Genomic DNA, 20,730 nt, shown 5'->3' on the forward strand with positions numbered 1-20,730 from the left:
TCTATTTAAAAAGGCGAGTTCTTGCTCGCCTTTTCATTTTTTATAATTTGTAATCGCCAATTGCTTGTATTGGATTTTGAAGAATCATGTTGATTAATCCATGGATGTGATTTAATATTTCCTGTATTTTCTCTGCTTCATATACCGTTTGATCAAATCCAAACTTTATTGTAAGTTTTTCTTCAGGGAAGCACATAATTCCATACTTTACATGTGGCTCATCAACAACTTCGTAATCCGTGATAGCAAAATGTCTGTTCTCATTTGAAGAAAAGATTGCTGGATTAGTTGGATAGTTTTCAAAAACCCAAAGATGGTCAGTCAACTCAGTTTTTAATTCACTTTGCTTTTGTATATCAACAAATGAATAGTATGCATACTCATTACATTTCAATGTCTCTAGTTGTACCTTTTGCAGAAAATCCACAAAAGATTGCGTTTCTGTCCATGCTAATCGGATAGGCAAAACATTTGTGAACAGACCGAACATATTTTCAATTCCTTCTACTTCGGGAGGTCTGACTGATACTAGATTAGGCAATACTACTTCTCTCGTTCCGTTAAATTTGCCAAGCAATATTCCCCATACAGCTAGTAATGCCGTATTCATAGTTATATTATTTTTAGTTACAAATGTCTGTAACTGATTAGTCAAATCCTTGTCTAATGTTAAATCCATAAAAGTGAAGTTTAACCCTTCACTTTTAGATGGGACTTTCTTTTTAGGAATACTAATTTTCTGATTGTATCCTGATAAATAATCTCGCCAAAAATGACGTGCTTTCTCATGATCTTGTGCCAAAGTCCAATCTATGAATGTTTCAAAAGGTTTTACCATAGGTAACTCCGCCGTAGTTCCCGCATTTGTATTTTCGTAGAGCTGGAATAATTCGTCTATCAAAATGCTGACGCTCCAACCATCACATAATAGATGATGGGAACTCCAAATTACCTTATGCTCGTTATTACCTAGTTGGAATATACAGAGACGGGTCATAAGTTCACCATTTTTAAATCCTTGACTTAAATTTTCATTCATCCACTGATCTAGGAATTCTTGCTGTTCTTGTTTCGTCATCTCAATTAAGTTTTTTATTTCTGAATTTATTTGAACATCATATAGAACAGCTTGCCAAGGTTTTGCTTGTTCATCTTGCACAATTATTGTTCTTAAAGAATCATGACGATCAACTAATTGTTGGAAACACTGAATAAAGAGTTTAATATCCAGCTCCCCCTCAAGTGCCCAAATTGTTTGTTCAAAATATGCATTTGTATCAGGTTCATTCGTAGCGTGCTCATAAATAACTTCCTGGAAAGGTGCTAACGGATAAATACGTTCTATTTTTATATCCGGCATTTTTTCTTGTATTTTGGTAAGTGTATGTTGATTAAGTTGTTTATCTTTAACATTTAGTAATATAGCTTTATTATCGTTCATTATATTTACATCATTTGTTTGTGAACTTGAAAACTGGTCTAGCTTTTTAACAAATTGAACCATGTCCCTTAATATAGGAAATGAAAATAGATTTTTTGGTTCAAGCTCGAATCCTTGTCGATACAGTCTAACGGACACTTGAATCGCTTTTATCGAATCTCCACCTAAGGCGAAGAAATGATCATTTACTCCAACTTGATCTATTTTGAGTACTTCTTGCCAAATACTAGTTAATATTTTTTCCATTTCAGTTTTTGGGGCAATAAATACTTCATTTTTTTGTTTCTCCGGAGTAGGAAGCGCTTTTCTATCTAATTTCCCGTTTGGAGTCAGGGGTAATTGTTCCAAATAAACAAAATAAGAAGGAATCATATAATCTGGCAAGTGATCTCGCAAATGCTTTCGTAGTTCTGTTGTACTAATATTTTGCTCAGTTACCACATATGCAACTAAAAATTTTATTCCGTTCTCATCTGTTTGATCAATTACGACAGCATGTTCGACTTGTTTATAAGTTAGAAGACAATGAGAGATTTCTTCTAACTCTACTCGATATCCCTGAATTTTCACTTGGTAATCTTGGCGGCCTAAAAATTCAATATATCCCTCAGAATGCATTTTTCCACAATCTCCTGTTTTATATATAAGACCAAAATCAGGATGTGACACAAACGCTTCATTTGTTTTCTTTTCATCATTTAAATATCCTTTAGCAAGGCCCACTCCCCCGATATATAAATCTCCAATTACACCAACAGGGCACATTTTCTTTTCATAGTTCAACACATAATACGTTTGGTTTGCCAAGGGCATCCCGTATGGAATACTATTCCAATGTGATTCCACCTGTTTGACCGGATAATAAATTGACCAAATCGATGCTTCTGTTGCCCCTCCTAGTGAAACTACTTCTGCAATCGGAAAATGTCTTTTTATTTTTTCTGGTAAAGAAAGCGGAATCCAATCTCCACTATGTAAAACTAAACGTAAAGAAGGATATTCAAAATGAGAACCTACTTGATCCAATGCCAAATCCATGATTGCAGGCACTGTATTCCAAATTGTAATCCCTCTACGTTCAACAGTGCGGATTAATTCTTGCATGTCTCTCGGATCACGAATCATTACTAACATTGCACCTGTGCTTAAAGCTCCGAAAATATCGTATACAGATAGGTCAAAACACATGGAAGAGATACCAATAATACGATCATCTTCATTCACCTCATATTTTTGATTTATGTCTTGAATAGTATTTGTAACCGCTTGGTGAGTAATAATTACTCCTTTTGGTTTTCCTGTACTTCCTGAAGTGTATATAATATAGGCAATATCTTCTGAACCAGCAATAGCGGGCATATCTTCTGTTGTATAAAATGACAAATGATTTTCTTCATAAAGACTAGGTTCTAATAAAAGCTTGCATGAGCTATTTTTTAAAATATATGTTTGGCGATCTAAAGGATGATCGGGATCAATCGGAACATAAGCGGCACCTGATTTTAAAATACCTAACATATTAACAATTGTGTCAACTCGCCTTTTTGCTAAAAGACCCACTTTGTCACCTAGACCAATACCTTGCTCTTTTAAGAAGTGGGCAATTTGATTAGAACGTTTATGAAGTTCCGAGTATGTTAACCATTCTTGTTCAAATACCACTGCTACTTCATCCGGCGTACGTTTTACTTGGTCTGTAAATAATTGATACAGGGTAGTTGAAGGTATTTTTTCTGTTGTTTCATTGTATTGCTTAATTAGAGTTTGATCCGATTCTTTCATCTGCAAAGATGTTATATCGCTTTGTTTCACCAATTGTTCCAATAAGTCAACAAATTGGGAAAACATTGCTTCTATTACATCAACATCAAACAACTCTTCAACGTAGTTCCAGCTAATTAATAACTCTCCATTTTTTTCAATTACTACATTATCCAAATACACTTGTGGAGTCCGAGCATGAATATAGCGAAGAGAACCAAGTTGTTCCCAAGAGAAAGCACCTGCACCTGCTAACATCGAGGTGAAAACGATTGGCATAACTGCTTTTGGCGTCATTTGATGATATCGAGTAAAATCTCGAATAAAGTTAACTCCATCGTAATGACGATGTTCAAGGCCATCTAATAAAGTAGCTTGCGTTTCTTTTACTCTAGTAAAGAAAGTTTGCTCTGATTTTACATCAACATCCAATAAAATAAGTGATGTGAAATCTCCAACAATCTGTTCTACTTCATCATGAACAGGATAACGGTTAAATACAGTCAAGTTAATTGCTAATCGACGTTGATTACTCCAATATGCCAACACATCACCATATATTGTACAAAGTAGAGCGGAAGGCGTTACCTCTTTCTCTTGTGCTAACTTTCGTAGCTTTGTCCATTTTTTATTATCCAGGATTTTTGTAAGTGATTGGAATTTAGGAGTAGCAATCTCTGCTGGATCCTTTTTTAACAGCAAAGAAGGTGCAAAAGGAAAGTCAGGAAGCTTACTTGTCCAATAATCTTTTGCTGTTTTATATTCTTCGCTTTGTTCCATTTCATCATAGATAAACATATAATCTTGAAAATCAAAAGATAAAGATTCTAATTTTTGATTTGGTTTATAATAATAATGCAACAAATCCTGTCCAACAATGTTCATGCTTGCTCCGTCCATTAATAAAGCATCGTATCGAAAACATAATAAATACGTGTCTTCTTTTAAAAGAAAAGCTTTCAATTCAAACAAAGGCCATTGCCCCAAAGGGAATACATGGTTAGTCATTCGAGAACGCTCTTCTTGTAAGCGAGCATTTTGATTCCTATCATCTAAATCTATGAGACTCACTATTTCAATCTCGTAATCAGGAACGCTTTGTAATATTTGCTGTTTTCCCTCTGGTAAAATTACAGCTCGCAACATTGGATGACGATGAATTACCTTTTGAAAACTTTTTGAAAGACGATTGATATCCAATGCTGTTTCATATTCAAAATATGTTTGAGGGGAAATACCACTTAATTCAAACTGTGAATTCCGTCCTATCATATACGCGGTCTGAACTTCTGTTAAGGAAAATGGCTTAGACAAATCTTTAACATAAGTTGGTCTACTTTCAAGGTTTTCCTCTTTATGCTCTAGCTTTACACAAGAACTCAGTTGAGCGATTGTGGGGTGCTTAAAAAAATCTGTTGTACTTATTTTTAAGCCGTCTTTTCTTAATAAATTAATTACCTGAAGTGCTTTAATAGATTCTCCTTTTAATGCAAAAAAATTATCATGAATACCGATTCCCTCGATCTCCATAACTTTTTCCCATGCACGCACTAATTTTTGTTCAAGTTCATTGCGCGGAGCAACGTATGGAATTGATACATAATCTGTTTGTGTTATATCCAACAATCTTTTTCTATCCACTTTTCCATTTGGATTCAATGGAATCTCTTCTACCTGAATCATTTTTTCAGGAATCATAAACTCAGGTAATTTATCACTTAAATATTTTCTGATTTCACCAAAAGACACCTTGTTATCCGATACATAGTAGGCAGCTAATAATTTCCTATTTCCATACACTTGATCAACAACGATAGCCTGGTTTATTTCTGGATATTCCCTTAATCGAGTTTCGATTTCTCTTAATTCAATCCGATACCCCCGAATTTTCACTTGATGATCCATTCGACCTAAATATTCAAGTTCTCCATTAGGCAACCAACGAACGAGATCACCTGTATGATACATCATTTCCCCTGCCGCAAAAGGACTCGGTACAAACTTTTCATCTGTCAGTTTATTTTTACCAAGATACCCTCGTGCTACCGCTACGCCAGCAATGCAGAGTTCACCGGGAATTCCAAATGGTTTTAATTGGCCATACTTATTCAATATATAGGAATGATAATTCGGGTTAGGTTTGCCAATCGTAACTTCTTTGGAAGTGCTCAAGTCTTTTACTGTTGCGCAAATGGTTGTTTCTGTGGGACCATAAATATTTAAAATTGTTGCTTCACTGATACAACGAATTTTTTCAACCAAATCAATGGAAAATGATTCTCCTGCTAATAAAATAGATTTTAAATCTTTTAGAAAATTTGCCCCTTCTGGATCACTCAAAATCACTTCCATTCGCGATGGCGTTGATTCCCATAAATCCACCTTATGTTTTTTGACTAAAAGAGCCAATTCTTTTGTTGCAAACTGGTCCTCTGTAGCAATTACTACTTTTGAACCTTGCGTTAAAGGAAGACATATTTCTAACAAGGAAATATCAAAAGATACACTAGCAAGAAACAAGAATGATTGATTAGCCTTTACTTTTTCTCTCATTACATTTAAAAAATGAACTAGCGATTTTTGTTCGATCATTACCCCTTTTGGATTTCCTGTCGATCCTGATGTGTAAATAACATAAGCCAAATCATTAGGATTATGTTCTCGTACTAAATTACTTTCTTCACCTTGGAAAAGATATTCTTTATCAAGATACAGTACTTCACCCGCAAATTGCGGCAATACTTCCTCTGTTCGCTTACTAAGTAAATATTTTGCTTGACTATCTTGTAACATATATTCAATTCGTTCAGTTGGGTAGTTAGGGTCGATTGGTAAATACGCTGCTCCTGCTTTTAAAATCCCCATCATACCAATAATCATTTCTAATGACCGATCTACCATAACGCCAATAATACTTTCTTTTGAAACACCTTTACTTTGAAGAATAGAAGCCAATTGATTCGCTTTCTTATTCAATTCTCTATATGTCAAAGATTGATCATTACAAACAACAGCAATTTGATCTGGAGTTTTTAATACTTGCGCTTCAAACAAATCTTGAAATGATTGAAACAAATCTATGCCCGTTTGAAAAGTATTCAATCCTTCTAACAACTCTTTTTCTTCTTCTGCAATAATACAAATATCTTTCAATGCCAAATTCGGATTTTGTGAAACTTGCTTTAAAACATAACAATACGAATTGGCAAACTGTTGCAAAGAAGAGAATGAACGGGACTTGCAAGAAATTTGAAATTCAAATTCATTATGTATTTCATTCCATTTTCTTCGTATCCATAGGACTAAATTATTCTCTGCGTATTCTTCTAGCGAATTTTCATTATGTAATCCTTCCATCCCGATTACAATTTGAAAAGGAGTTAAATTGTGTTTAACTAATAATTCAGAGAGCGGATACTCCTGATTTTCATACCCGATTAAAGTCGTTTGTTCAATCTCATTTACTAATTGTTTAAAGGTGTGATGCGGATGGATTTCACTTCCTAAAGGAATCAACTTATTAAGATTCTCACTTTGTTCAAGATTCTTTTCAATTATAGGAATACCAATAGTAATTCTTTCTTGATCTGTATAATGTGCCAAACAAACCCTTAAAGCGGCTTGAAACCAGCTAAATAATAATAAATCTTGAGACTTACTTATTTTTTGTATACTTTTACTAAATTCTACATTCACTATGACTTGAACGTACTCACAAGGTATTTCTTTATTTAGTTGGTAATCGCTATTAAATTTAAATACAGAAAAATCGAGAATCTCGGAAGATAATTGCTCCTTCCAAAACGCTTCTACTTCTTTATTTTCATGAATCGAACTTCGATCTTTAATGTGCATTTTTATCTTTATCCCCCTAATATTCATTTCTTCTACTCGTTAATTTTTAAGCCAACTTCAAGCCCATGGAGAAACACTTGATGATTATCCAAACATAAAAATTGCTGAATATCTTCAAATTTCATATGACCAACTGAACAAACCCCTAAATTTAATGTCTCAGCAACTATATTTAAGGTAGCAGTGATAATGCCTGACTCAATACAAGCAAATAAATATCCATCTGAACCGTATTTCGGGATGGAAGCGTTCGCATTATAAACCAAATAAACTGAGAAGGCAGATTGAGTAAATAAATCCTGATTAATTAACTCATGATCACTTTTGATTACTTGATCAATGCTATTTACAATCACAAGACTATTTTTTGATGGGTTATAATAATAAAATCCAGCTTTCATACCCTCTATACGTTTTGGTTTTACATAAACAAAGATATCAATGGGATAGAGCCCGCCTGCACTTGCGTAATGATAGTATATTTTTTCTTCCCTAACCTGTTTTAGAGTTGATAAGAATCGGGAAAATTCCGAAAAACTAATATGTTTTTCCATATCAAATTGACGACAAGATCTACGTTCCTTGATTATAGTAGGTAGCTCATTTGTTGTTTCAAGTTGAATTTCGGTCGACCGTGCAGCAACGTGCGTGCGATTTAATTGTTCACTCATATACTTATCTAACTTTTCTTTAGAAAAGCGAATCTGGTTGCTATATGGATTGGAAAAAATCTTTTCTTGTGAAGAAAATACTTCTCTTGGGTGTAATATGTTACTTACTAACACACGATTTTTTATCATGAGCTCTATGTTTTTGTGTGTCTCTTCTACATTTCCTAATGAAAAGCGCTCTACTAGTTCACTGATTTTCACACCTTTTTGAGCCATAAAATAAAAATCAGGAAACCACTCAGACAGAATACCTGTAAATCTCATTTCCCCGATCAAAACTTCATTATGCAACTTCTCCCAATGCTTAATCGGAGACCAGTAATAAATTTTCTCGCTCATATAACCCTCCATAAACGTTTAACTTATTTTTGAAATGCAATTTTCTAATCTACAAAATTTTTTTTAGATTCTGCTCCTTGTCTCATAGTGATTATAAATACATGCACTTTAACGAAACTTGAAAATAATGAAATAACTTTTTCTTCATTAAAATTTTTTATTTCATCATAAAAAATGATTTTTTTTTGGATATTTCACATCCTTTCCCATAGTAATCCTATAAGGTATAAACCATTTATAACATTGAGAATATTCATGTATTTCCAATGTGAAATTATTGTAATGGATTGGAGAGCGGTTGAATATAGTTATTAAATCAAATAATGTTGAGAAAGTTTTATTTATTATATCGATAAAATTTTATGATGTAATTTATTACAAATAGATTAAGAAAAGAGTTTTAAATTTTTCTTAATCAGTTAGTGTGAAAATATCACATACTATTACATACAATCGAGTTACTTACATTTCATATTCAAAATAGAGAAAAGACACCTTGAATGATATGATCCCCTTATAGTAGACAGAAAAAAGAAAGCACATTAATCTGTTTACTATGGAGGGGATTTTTCTATGGGTAAAATTCGAGTAACTTATGATATGGAATTCAAGAAGAAAGCAGTAGATTTATATATAAAAGAAGGAATGGGCTATAAAACTGTTGCCAAGGAATTAGGAATTGATCACTCGGTCGTAAGGCGTTGGGTGAAACACTTTGAAGCCGAAGGAATCAAAGGGCTAGAAGAAAAACGTGGTAAAGCGAAAGGATCCGGTTTAGGCAGACCAAGAACGAAGCCAGAAGATCCAGAAGCAAAGATAAAACGATTAGAAGCGGAAAATGAAATGCTAAAAAAGCTCTTAAAGATGTAAAAGGAGGAATGGAAGCTGTATCCAAAACGAAAAAATTTGAAGTTATCCATGAGATGATAAACACAGGGCACACGGTTACCATGTTATGCGAGATTGCTGGTGTAACCAGAGGTGGATATTACAAATGGGTAAAGCGGTATTCAGCACCTTCTGAAAAACAATTGGAGGATGCTGAAATCAAGAAAAAGATTGTAACGTGCTATAAAAAACTGAAAGGAATTTATGGCTACAGAAGAATACAAGTTTGGTTGAAAATCACCTATAATCTTCATATTAATCATAAACGAGTACAGAGACTTATGAAGGAATTAGGTATCAGATCCGTTATTAGGAGAAAACGTCCTTATTACGGAAAGAAAGAAGCCTATGTGATTTCAGATAACCATCTAAACAGAGATTTTCAAGCTTCCAAACCGAATGAGAAATGGGTAACAGACATTACTTACTTAATTTTCAATGGACAGAGACTATATTTATCCGCGATTAAAGATCTATACAATCATGAAATTGTCGCCTATGAAATCAGCCGTAGAAACGACTTGAAGCTTGTGTTAGATACCCTGAAAAAGGCAAGAAAAAAACGAAATGTAAAAGGAATTCTTTTACACAGTGATCAAGGGTTTCAATATACATCTCGACAATATAACCAATTACTAAAAAAATATCAAATGAAGGCAAGCATGTCACGAAAGGGAAATTGTTGGGACAATGCTTGTATAGAAAACTTCTTTAGTCATTTCAAGTCAGAGTGTTTCCATTTATACTCTTTCCGTAAGGCTGATGAGGTGAAAGTTGCCGTGCGCAAATATATGTACTTTTATAATTATCAAAGATTTCAAAAGAAATTAAATAACCTGAGTCCATATAAATATAGAACTCAGGTTGCTTAATTGTGCTTTTTAAAGACTGTCTACTTGACAGGGGTCACTTCAGAATGGTGTCTTTTCTCTATTTTAATTCCATATACTTTTTACGCCTTTGTTATTTTTAAACGATTTGTAGGAATTAATACAACTCGAACATCTAGTTCGTTATATGTTCGAATATATAATAAACATTATCTGAATTACGAATGTATTTCAGATAATTTTATAAATAAACTCAAAGATATCTTCTTCTCCTACTGCCATAAAAGAAATAATCTATTGCTTATTTCTTTTATTAAATTGTAATATAATTACAGTATGTGAAATTATATTACATTAACTTTAAAAGCGAAGTGAGAATAATCTTCACTTCGCTTTTTTCATTTGCAATCCTTGTTAAATTTGCTCAATGCAGTATTTATTTCCACATTCTTCGCTTTTATTTAATCGGTTTCTCTGTTTTTAAGACAAATGAACTTAATGCAGGAACTTTAATTTTATTGTCATGGACAACATAAAGTGGTTTACTTCCCGCCTGCTTGCTGTCTACTAGTACTTTCCAAGGCCCTTTCGATGGAAGTGTTATTTCAACAGCTTCTCTATTTGCATTGTGAGCCACTGTAAAGTATTCATTTTTATTCCCCTCTATTGTATAAGCTACAGTATTTTTCGGAGCATCAATAAATGATACGTTTGTTTTTATTTGCTCTGCAGATGTCATTCGAAAAGCTGAGTACTTTTTGCGTAATTCTATTAACCCCTTCATATAATCTACTTCATTATTAAACGTTGCACGGCGCATCCAATCCATCTGGTTAATTGAATCTGGAGATTTGTAACTATTATGATCACCGTATTTCGTCCGCATAAACTCTTGCCCTGCATGTAAAAATGGAATTCCTTGTGATGTTAATAAAATCGAAGAAGACAATTTGTGCATTTGTTTTCGCACTTCTTCACTGTCACCTGAATTAGTTAACTCAAGTTTATCCCATAATGTATGATTGTCATGTGCTTCCACATAAGTTAATACCTGTTCCGGATCTTGATAGGTAGACGAATTTGTATCGTAGTCAATACCTGCCGTAATACCTTTTTTAATACGATCTTCCATGTTTTCCTTTCCATTTATAAAACCATTTTCCTTTTCCTCAAATACACTACCTTTCAACCCATCACGTATATTATCGTTAAAATGAGCAATCCCTTTCATTTTCTCTGCATTTTTTTGATTTGCTTTCAACTCAGCTGCAAGAGGTGTATTTAAATCCCATCCTTCTCCGTGTAGTATAATAGAAGGGTCAATTTGATTAACAGCTTTACGTATTTCATTCATCGTTTCATAATCATGAATACCCATTAAATCGAAACGGAATCCATCTAAATTGTATTCTTTTGCCCAATATGTGACGGAATCTATCATAAATTTCCTCATCATTTTTCTTTCTGAAGCAGTATCATTTCCTACTCCAGTTCCATTTGCAAATGTTCCATCTTCATTGTAACGATAATAATAACCTGGAACTAACTTATGAAAATTAGATTCAGCAGCGTTATACATATGGTTATATACTACATCCATCACTACTCGAAGATTATTATCATGTAGTGTTTGAACCATTTGCTTTAATTCAGTTATTCGCACAGTCGGCTCATAAGGATTTGTAGAATAGGAGCCTTCTGGAACGTTGAAATTTTTAGGATCATATCCCCAGTTATATTGCGGTTCATTTAAAGTCTCTTCATTTACTGAAGCATAATCAAATATCGGTAAAAACTGAACGTGAGTAACACCAAGGTCCTTTATATGATCAAGTCCTGTTTTTACACCTCCTGGCCCTTTTGTTCCTTTTTCTGTTACACCTAAATACTTCCCTTTCTGTTTAATACCACTTTCAGGTTGAATGGAAAGATCGCGTACATGTAACTCATAAATAATAGCATCTTCCGGATTTTTAAATTTTGGCTTTTTGTTTGCTTTCCATTTTTTCGGATTTGTTTCTTCTAAATCAACAACCGCACCTTTATCTCCATTTACAGAAGCAGCACGTGCATACGGATCAACTGCTTCAGTCCACTTATCACCAATTTTGACCTTATACGTATAAAAGAGCCCTTTTTGGTTCCCTTTTAGTTCTGCTGTCCAAGTTCCCTTTTCACCTTGTTGCATGTTTATTTCAGTACCTATTTTATCGTTCCATTTTTTATATGTAACTAACTTCGCTTCACTTGCAGTAGGAGCCCATACACGGAACTTTGTATGTTGCGGAGTATATGTATTCCCTAAATCGTTACCACTATAATAAAATAAATTATCAAATTCCTCGCTACGAATGACTTTACCAATTTCAGTATTCGTATCAGCTAAGTTTTCTATTTTAACTTTGTATGTTTGTTTTAAATCAATTTTCTGTTCCGTAATTATTTTAACCTTATTAGTAATATCTCCACTGTTTATATCATAAGGACTAATATCCTTAATTTTAATGCCTTCAATTTCAATTTTCTTTTCCCTAATATGAAACGGGACATTAGTCGTTACAGTAATTTCATGGAAACTATCAATAGTTGCTTTTTGAATTGAGAGATCCGATGAAGGTTTAGAGTTATATACTTTTTCATCACCCGAAAGAATCCATACTTCAGCACGACCGTCCTTTATATTTTCAATCCAACGATCTCCACCATCTTTTTCCCATTCATTTGTTCGAACTATAAATCCTACACGATTATAGTCACCGTCTATTTTTAGCTTAGCGTATTTTCCAAATTCATCTTCACCAGTAAATTCATAAGATGTACCATTTGCATTTTCACCCCATAACCAAAGATTCCAGTCTTTTGTATTTCCAAGCTTCTCTTTGTAATGAATGATAATTTCAGTTGTTTTCGAATTTGAAATTGCCTTCACACTCTGAAAAGAGAAAACAGATGATAACATAATGATTAAAGTAAGTAATAAAACTGTTTTATTAATTAATCTTTTTGTAATTTGCACCACATACACCCTTTCTTCAAATATTACTAACGATTTATTATGCTTTCACTGAATAAAACTGCTTAAATTTATCTAGAAATCTCTTTAACTTCACCTCCATATTGGCTATTTTCACGTATGTATTTCAATGACCTTTTAATACGAAAGCGTTTGCATTAATGCTTAAAAAAATAGATTTGTTTATGCCTTCATATATTTGTAAATACTAAAAGATCAGGGAAATCATTTTAAAGCAATCGTTTGTTATCGCTTTCATTTTATAGACTTTCTATCAAGAGGTCAATATATTATTAATTTTCTGTTTTTATACACTTTAAACCTTATTGATTTGTCACTACTTCTTAAAGAGAAAACGCCTCATTATTGCTTAGTCAGTTTATTTTCAATAATACATTGCTATGAAAAAAACAGCTAATATCCTTAAAATGACATTAGCTGTTTTTCATAATGTATTAATATATGAATGAGAACTATATTTCTAAATTACTTAATTTTTGCTGCATCAAATGCTTTTTGAACTGCTTGAACTTCAGCTGTATTCGCACCATATTTATTAGTTGCCACTCGAATACATGCTGATCTCAATTCTTTGAAATTAGAAGTCATGTTTAACTCATCTGTATTTGCATAATAGAAAATATCAAACATTTTATCTTCACCAATTCCTTTAACAGTTACTCCGTTATGAGTTCCGCCTTTTGCAATGAGATACGCAACTTTATTAATAATACTTGAATTAAAATGAACACCGCCTTGATCCCATCCATTAAAATCGTTAAATTCACTGTAATCATCTGGATAAGGTACTCCTAGTGAAGATGGAACAGAAGCTGGGTTTTCCATATCACGGAAAACAGATCCTGTTTGTTCTCCCATTGTCCAGTTAAAGTTTCCATTATTTACGTATTTCTCAATAGATGTTCCCATAATATCAGATAATGCCTCATTAATCGCACCGGATTCCCCGTAATATTCAAGGTTAGATTCGCTAGAAGTAACAGCATGTGTAAATTCATGTCCAGCTACGTCATATGCTTTAACAATAGGATCGCCATATACAAGCATACTTCCATTATTAGCACTTAATGCATTCTGCCAATTTTTCGGATCATTCGTCTCTTCAGAATCCCAAGCGTGTACAACTGAAACTACTTTTTGTCCTTTATTATCAAAGCTATTACGCTTGTATTTATCTTTATAAAAATCAAATACTTTTGTTGCTAAGTAATGAGCGCTTACTGCTTTTGGATCGTTAAATGTTGCCGAAGTACTAGTCGCTAATGTACCAGGATAATAGCTTTCTTCTTTAGTAATATCTCTGTAATTCACATCATATGTTTCAATGCCTTGCCCTCTTGTATAATCAGCAAGAGCATATTTGCCATTACTTTGTTTAGAGATACCAAATGAACGAGAAATACCTAAATCATCTTTTCCTGTTCCAGTTAATGATGTAAGACTGCTTTGTTTACTTTTCTTTAAAGCTCCAACTAGTTTGTCACTGGCTTTTAAGTTAGATTCTTGTACCATATTTTTTAACATATCACCATTTTGTGCATTTATTAAATAAGTACCAGAAACATAGGTTGGTGTTGCAGCTTCAAAGGTAACTTGGTATGCATTTTTAGCTTGTCCATTATTTTCATCAACAAAAATAACCTCTTTAACTTCTGGCTCAGAAATAAACTTGATATCGTTCCCGTACTTCGTATAAATAAATTGTTTTGCTTCATCTTTTGATAGATTAATAGGTTTTTTCAATTCTTCTTGTTTTAAATTTTGCGCGCTATCACCTGAAACACTTTTAATAACCCCCTTATTATCTACGTGTGCAGTTAATTGATGGCCATATACTTCTTTTCCTTCGTATGTTTGCTGCATACGCACAAGTGTAGTTCCATCATACGAACCACGTTTTTGAAGGACTTTATAATCTACCCCTGCTTCTCCATTGACTTGTTTTTGGGACAGAGCTTGCTCTGTTTTCTCCTTAAGTGCATCCTTTACTACATTTTCTGGTGCCTTTTGTGACGGCTGTGTAAGTTCACCCGAACGGAACGATTCCTCTTGAATTTGAACTTGTAGTTGATCTGTTTCCTCTGCATGACCTACGCCATATGGTGCCACAGCTGTTAAAGCTAATCCTGTTGTTAATGCTACCTTAGTTAATGTCTTTTTGTTTTTCATTATTTCACCTCGTATAATTTTTGAAATAGAAAGCTTGTACAAAGTATACTGTCTATTCCTGTCGGAAAAAAGAGAAAATACGAAATTTATGTAACATTATGCAAAATTACATAAATTGTGGTCAATATTATAAATAATGAACGGAACACATATGTACATTATTTTGAATAAAAGAGAATCCTTATAGACACTCATCCAATTGGTTAGTTATTAATTATCTATATTCATTCTAATAAAGGTATACTTACATCTAAATAACAACATAAAAACCCACTCTTTACTATTGTAAGAGTGGGTTTCCTACTATTAAAATAACAATTACTATAAGAAACCTTATAATTTATATTTTTTTAGTAATCCTATTAAGTTTTTTATAAAATTCACCTTTTGTCTTTGCATGATTAAACTCATTTGGATTAATATTTGCTTTTTGTGCGAGTGCTACAATCTCTTCTTTTGAAATTGAGTTTTTCGTATTTATAGATGCTATATTTGTGTATTTTCCGTCTTCTGTTTTTGGAATTTCTAAAATCCCTTTATTCACAAGATCAACTACAGCCTTATGCTCTGAAGAATGTAAATCTACACCAGTAATTTTCCAATTACGCATAACTTTTGGTGTGTATACACCGTTCTTTACCTCTTTTAAATATGTAATAGCAAGGTTACGAATGGTTCCACCTGTTTCTCCAAATGCATTCTCTTGTTTAGATGACCAAATTTGTTCAAACTTACGCCCCTCTAAAGCTCCTCCTTTTGCCTGAAGAGCCTCCATTCTATATGCATTCATTCCCAGCGTCATAACATCGCTCGTTTTGATTGGTTTGTTTGTACGAATAGAGCGTAAATTTGTAATTCTACTTCCATATGGTTTTGTTAAGTCAATTTCGTATTTTACGCCTCCAAAGAAATCGTTCGTACTGTATTTAGATGCACGGCGGGTTTTATCAAAGCTAACGGTTACATCTCCGGCACGAGATGAGTTAAAATATCCTGCTGCCCATTCCATATAGTCTTTTAAATCTTTTCCAGAAATTTTATATACTGTAATTTCTCCCAAGGCATATTGGTAATTGTACGCAATATCTTTTTTCTTAATAGGACCTATATCCAAACGGGCATAATCATTATCAATTTGATGGGCTACTACATCCGCTTTACTGTAGTAGAGCATGACTTCATGAAAGAAATCTGATAAAGGTGTTTCTTGAATCTGAACACTTGGAATACCTTTTATTTCATTTTCAGGAACAAGATTTCTCCCCTTTAATTGAGCGACTACAACATTTGCATCTCCTCTCGCATATTCGTGAAAAGGTGTTAATGTTTCTTCAAGTGTAGGATCAGATAATATCGTTGTTCCATCAGCATTTTTTACAGGTATAGCGGTAGCAGTTTTATCTTTTAAAACCAATTTCCCATCTTGCTTTGTAAAAGTAAGGTCAATACGTGAAATATGTGTTCCATATTTATCTGGTTCTGTAATAATTACGCCATTTACAACTTCTTTTTTTACAAGTTTATGCATATGAGCCGCAAAAATAGCGCTTAGTTCCGGACAAGCATTTGCAATATCTTGAACACCAGTACCAGGGATACCATTCTCATTTTCTAATCCCATATGCATAACTCCTACCATTACATCTACTTTACCTTCTAATTCCTTAATTGCCTTTTTCGTCTCTTCTACCGGATTTTTCACCACTAAACCATCTAAGTGATCTGTCCCTTTTTCAAAATCACTAATCATTGGTGTATTCATACCAATAATCCCAACTTTAATTCCACCTTTTTCTACAATTGTATATGCAGGAAGAAAGCGCTCTCCATTTTCCTTATAAATATTTCCTGCTAACGTTTTTCCCTTATATTGCTCACTAACTTTTTTCAATGTATCTAATCCAAAATTGAATTCATGATTTCCAAATGCCCAGGCGTCATATCCCATTGTATTCATCGCTACCATCATTGGCGATTGTGGTTTATCGTTGAATAATTCTACTGAGTTTCCTTGAATTGTATCCCCAGCATCTACTAATATGGTATTTGGATTTTCTTGACGGACCTTCTTTATAACCGTATAAAGCTGCGTCAAACTTCCACTCATATTTGCTCCATCAAGCGCATAATCCCAAGGCATAAATCTACCATGAATATCTGCAGTACCTAACAATGTGATATTAACTTCAGATTCCTCAGCCTTAGAGATAGGTGGTTTGACTATTACTGCTGTTCCAAGCAGTAATAGAATTACAAAGTAACATACATAGTTCTTCCATTTCATTTTTTGCATAATAATAATATTTCTCCCCTTTTTGTACTTTCATAAAGTTGCTTGAACTTTAAAAATGTAACTTATTATTCAGGAAACTTCAACTACAAAAGATAATTTTGAAGGTGGTTCTGTTGCAAAATAAAGAGAATAAATTGCATACATCCCCTAACAGAATTGTATTTTATCGTTTCCTGACAGAATGCCCCTTCCTTAAGCGTGTGAAGAGTACTTCCAAAAAAATAACCCCGCTCTTCATTTAAGACGGGGTTACACTTATACAGAAAATCGGATAGTTTCATATTTTCTTAAGTTTATTGGTTACTTTCAACTAATTTCATTCTATTTTTGTTTTCTTCTGAATCAATATGAATCAACCGTTTTCCCTGTTTATAATACGCATCAATAAATAGGGAATGATTTTTACTTTTCAATTTCACAAAGCAATTTTATCTCTTTTATTTGTGAAATATGACGCTGTTCATGTAAATAGATCAGTTCTATCCACTGATCAAGGGATAATTCTCCAAGAGCTGGATGCATCACTGATTTTTTCGCTAATATAGACTCATCTTCTATTGTGCTCAGGAAACGCATCAATTCTTTTCTTGCTTCGCTTAGCATATTGAGCATTTGCTCCACTTCAAATGGTTCTATACTTGGTTCAATCATTTCTGGAGCTATAAACTTTTTCGTTCTATCTAATAAAATAGTGTGAATTTCTTTACGCTCATTTTGGGTACTATCTAACTTTTTTAATCCTGATGAAATAACTGTTATAACTCTCTCATCTAATAAAACTAAATGATGACAAACTTGTGCAATACTCCATTTATCCTTATCTGGTTTCCTATTAAATTGAGCATCACTCAACAAAGTAATTTCCTCAACTAATTGATCTCTCGTTTCATAAAACTTGTCATTTACAAATGTATCCATGTGGATTCTCCTTTCATTGCAACCTGCATACTTAAATTCCTACGCTAGAAATATTATCTTCGAAAAAAGTTTTTCTTTCACTACTATTCCAATTTCATTTTAAAGCTACAAATGAAATTATTTGTTTTTTATATCTTTTTAATTGGCACAAATAAATTAACCTTTAACTTTCCGTCTAGATCTTCAGCAACATTCTTTAAGCAAAACTCTAAATTATCTCTATCATAATCTGCATCATACTCACTATTTGGTAGCCACTCTGCATACATGTATTGATACGCTTCACTTAATTTATGAGGTTCATCATAGAACTGGTATAGACCATATGTACCTCCATCTAATCTTTTAAATTGCACATCATGATGCTTTTCTTTATCGAAGTTTTCAGGAATCGTAACACATGCATCATGCCGGCACTTATGACTTGCAACAAGTTCAGGATTATCTAATGATATTCCGATAAATGATTGCTCTGGTGGATAAAGTTTATTTTCAATTGACCAATTTAGTAACTTTCCCCAGTGATCTTGTGGTTCAAAGTAGCTACCAGTTCGTCTTATATATGCTACTTCTAATGGTGGTAATTTTTTTATAAAAACTTTCATTTACATCTTCTCCCCTATAAATATGTACACTGTTTATTTAGCTTTCTTTAAATATTTATTCCTTCTTAAATAAAAAGAATCCTCTAATCACATGAATTTTAATTGAAATACAATTGATTACTATTACTACTACTAAAGTAGTATGTACTTTCATACTTTTATTTGATTTTAAAGTCTTTTTAAATCGATATATTGATTGTAAGAAAATAAAAAGGTGGAGGATTTTAATTGATTAAAGGAATATACGAAGCGCATTTACCAGTATAATGTCCTATCAATTTATCATTAAATAAATGTAAAAAACGACCCTATTTATTCATTTTTAATGCGTATGTATGTACATTTGTTAATTTATTCGATATATTATGGGTATTGAATGATTACGTAAAGTGTATAGGTCGCTTATATAACACCTTATATTTTTATATCCGTGAAAACTACAAAGTGTATGAAAATCCATTTGTCAAATGAATTTAGTGTGGAAGGAGGTTTGTGGTTACTTCATAGGGTATAATAATCAGTTTTTTACTGATAAAAATATAGGAGGCGACATAATGTTTCGTACGATTTCAAATTTCATGAGAGTAGCTGAGATAAGAAGGAAAATCCTTTTTACACTAGCGATGTTAATCGTTTTTCGAATTGGCACGTTTATTCCAGTTCCTCATACTAACGCAGAGGTATTAAAAGTACAAGATCAAGCTAACGTTCTAGGTATGTTAAACGTATTTGGCGGAGGAGCATTGCAACACTTCTCAATCTTTGCTGTAGGTATTACACCATATATTACAGCTTCCATCATAGTACAATTACTACAAATGGATGTTATACCTAAGTTTTCGGAATGGGCAAAGCAAGGAGAAATGGGCCGTAAGAAATCAGCTCAATTCACTCGATACTTTACAATCATTCTCGCATTCATACAGGCCATCGGAATGTCTTATGGCTTTAATAATATAGCAGGTGGACAATTAATAACAGATCAAAGCTGGACTACATACTTATTTATTGCGACAGTTTTAACTGCAGGTACTGCATTTTTACTTTGGTTAGGCGAACAAATTACCGCTAACGGAGTTGGTAATGGTATTTCGATGATTATCTTCGCAGGTCTCGTTGCTGCGATTCCAAATGTTGCAAATCAAATTTATTTACAACAATTCCAAAATGCTGGAGATCAGCTATTCATGCACATAATAAAAATTGTTTTAATTGGACTCGTAATTTTAGCGATAGTTGTTGGCGTTATTTACATTCAACAAGCTGTACGTAAAATACCGATCCAATATGCAAAAGCTGTTTCAGGAAACAATCCATATCAAGGAGCAAAAAACACTCATTTACCTCTTAAAGTAAATAGTGCTGGTGTTATACCAGTTATCTTTGCTTCTGCATTTTTAATGACGCCACGTACAATTGCGCAGCTCTTCCCTGATTCAAGCGTATCAAAATGGTTAGTTGCAAATCTTGATTTCGCACATCCAATTGGAATGACACTTTATGTCGGTCTTATCGTTGCTTTCACATACTTCTACGCATTTATTCAAGTAAATCCTGAACAAATGGCTGAGAATTTGAAAAAGCAAAATGGATATGTTCCTGGTATTCGTCCTGGTAAAGCAACTGAACAATATGTAACTAAAATTCTATACCGTTTAACATTTATCGGTGCAATTTTCTTAGGTGCTATTTCTATATTACCGCTCGTATTCACGAAAATTGCTACGTTACCACCTTCTGCTCAAATTGGTGGTACAAGCTTACTTATCATTGTCGGTGTAGCACTAGAAACTATGAAGACGTTAGAAAGCCAGCTTGTAAAACGTCATTATAAAGGCTTTATTAAAAAAGTGAATTAATTATAAAAAACACAGTTGGTTATTTTTCCAACTGTGTTTTTTATTTTATCAGTCCTGTAATATACAG

Annotated in this window: 10 protein-coding genes; 3 read left to right on the forward strand and 7 right to left on the reverse strand. The window is 33.2% G+C overall.

Annotated features, from left to right (window positions below; genetic code table 11):
- Positions 1–40 precede the first annotated feature (40 nt).
- Together MHB52_RS13945 and MHB52_RS13950 are read right to left on the reverse strand one after the other, a co-directional pair.
- Positions 41–7,057 (reverse strand): non-ribosomal peptide synthetase, encoded by a 7,017-nt coding sequence (locus tag MHB52_RS13945; RefSeq protein WP_061663154.1) that lies wholly within the window; start codon positions 7,055–7,057, stop codon positions 41–43.
- 32 nt (positions 7,058–7,089) lie between these two features.
- Entirely contained in the window at positions 7,090–8,067 is a 978-nt protein-coding gene (locus MHB52_RS13950; RefSeq protein WP_061663155.1) for a SagB/ThcOx family dehydrogenase, read from the reverse strand.
- Between the two features lie 573 nt (positions 8,068–8,640).
- On the opposite strand from MHB52_RS13950, the gene MHB52_RS13955 reads away from it, so the two are divergent.
- Both MHB52_RS13955 and MHB52_RS13960 read left to right on the forward strand, forming a co-directional pair.
- Complete coding sequence (locus MHB52_RS13955; protein WP_046955285.1) at positions 8,641–8,937, forward strand: transposase; 297 nt, start codon at positions 8,641–8,643, stop codon at positions 8,935–8,937.
- Positions 8,938–8,945: 8 nt separating this feature from the next.
- Positions 8,946–9,827 carry an IS3 family transposase gene (locus MHB52_RS13960; RefSeq protein ID WP_061663695.1) on the forward strand — a complete coding sequence of 294 codons (882 nt, stop codon included), beginning with the start codon at positions 8,946–8,948 and terminating at the stop codon, positions 9,825–9,827.
- A gap of 415 nt (positions 9,828–10,242) precedes the next feature.
- On the opposite strand, the gene pulA is transcribed toward MHB52_RS13960, so the two are convergent.
- From pulA to MHB52_RS13985, 5 genes are all read right to left on the reverse strand, one after another.
- On the reverse strand, positions 10,243–12,801 hold the full coding sequence (gene pulA, locus MHB52_RS13965; RefSeq protein WP_061663226.1) for a type I pullulanase: 2,559 nt from the start codon (positions 12,799–12,801) through the stop codon (positions 10,243–10,245).
- 483 nt (positions 12,802–13,284) lie between these two features.
- Positions 13,285–14,988, reverse strand: a complete 1,704-nt coding sequence (locus tag MHB52_RS13970; RefSeq protein ID WP_000791444.1) for a M4 family metallopeptidase — start codon at positions 14,986–14,988, stop codon at positions 13,285–13,287.
- Between the two features lie 340 nt (positions 14,989–15,328).
- A complete protein-coding gene (locus MHB52_RS13975) occupies positions 15,329–17,281 on the reverse strand; it encodes a bifunctional metallophosphatase/5'-nucleotidase (protein ID WP_061663227.1) in 1,953 nt (650 codons plus the stop codon).
- Between the two features lie 402 nt (positions 17,282–17,683).
- Positions 17,684–18,199, reverse strand: a complete 516-nt coding sequence (locus tag MHB52_RS13980; RefSeq protein WP_061663228.1) for a DinB family protein — start codon at positions 18,197–18,199, stop codon at positions 17,684–17,686.
- 128 nt (positions 18,200–18,327) lie between these two features.
- Positions 18,328–18,804, reverse strand: coding sequence for an AraC family transcriptional regulator (locus tag MHB52_RS13985; RefSeq protein WP_061663229.1), 477 nt, complete (start codon positions 18,802–18,804; stop codon positions 18,328–18,330).
- Positions 18,805–19,358: 554 nt separating this feature from the next.
- Here MHB52_RS13985 and secY point away from each other — a divergent pair.
- Complete coding sequence (secY, locus tag MHB52_RS13990; RefSeq protein WP_000490131.1) at positions 19,359–20,663, forward strand: preprotein translocase subunit SecY; 1,305 nt, start codon at positions 19,359–19,361, stop codon at positions 20,661–20,663.
- The last annotated feature ends 67 nt before the right edge of the window (positions 20,664–20,730 follow it).

Source organism: Bacillus sp. FSL K6-0073 (genome assembly GCF_038006085.1).
GTDB classification, from domain to species: domain Bacteria; phylum Bacillota; class Bacilli; order Bacillales; family Bacillaceae_G; genus Bacillus_A; species Bacillus_A cereus.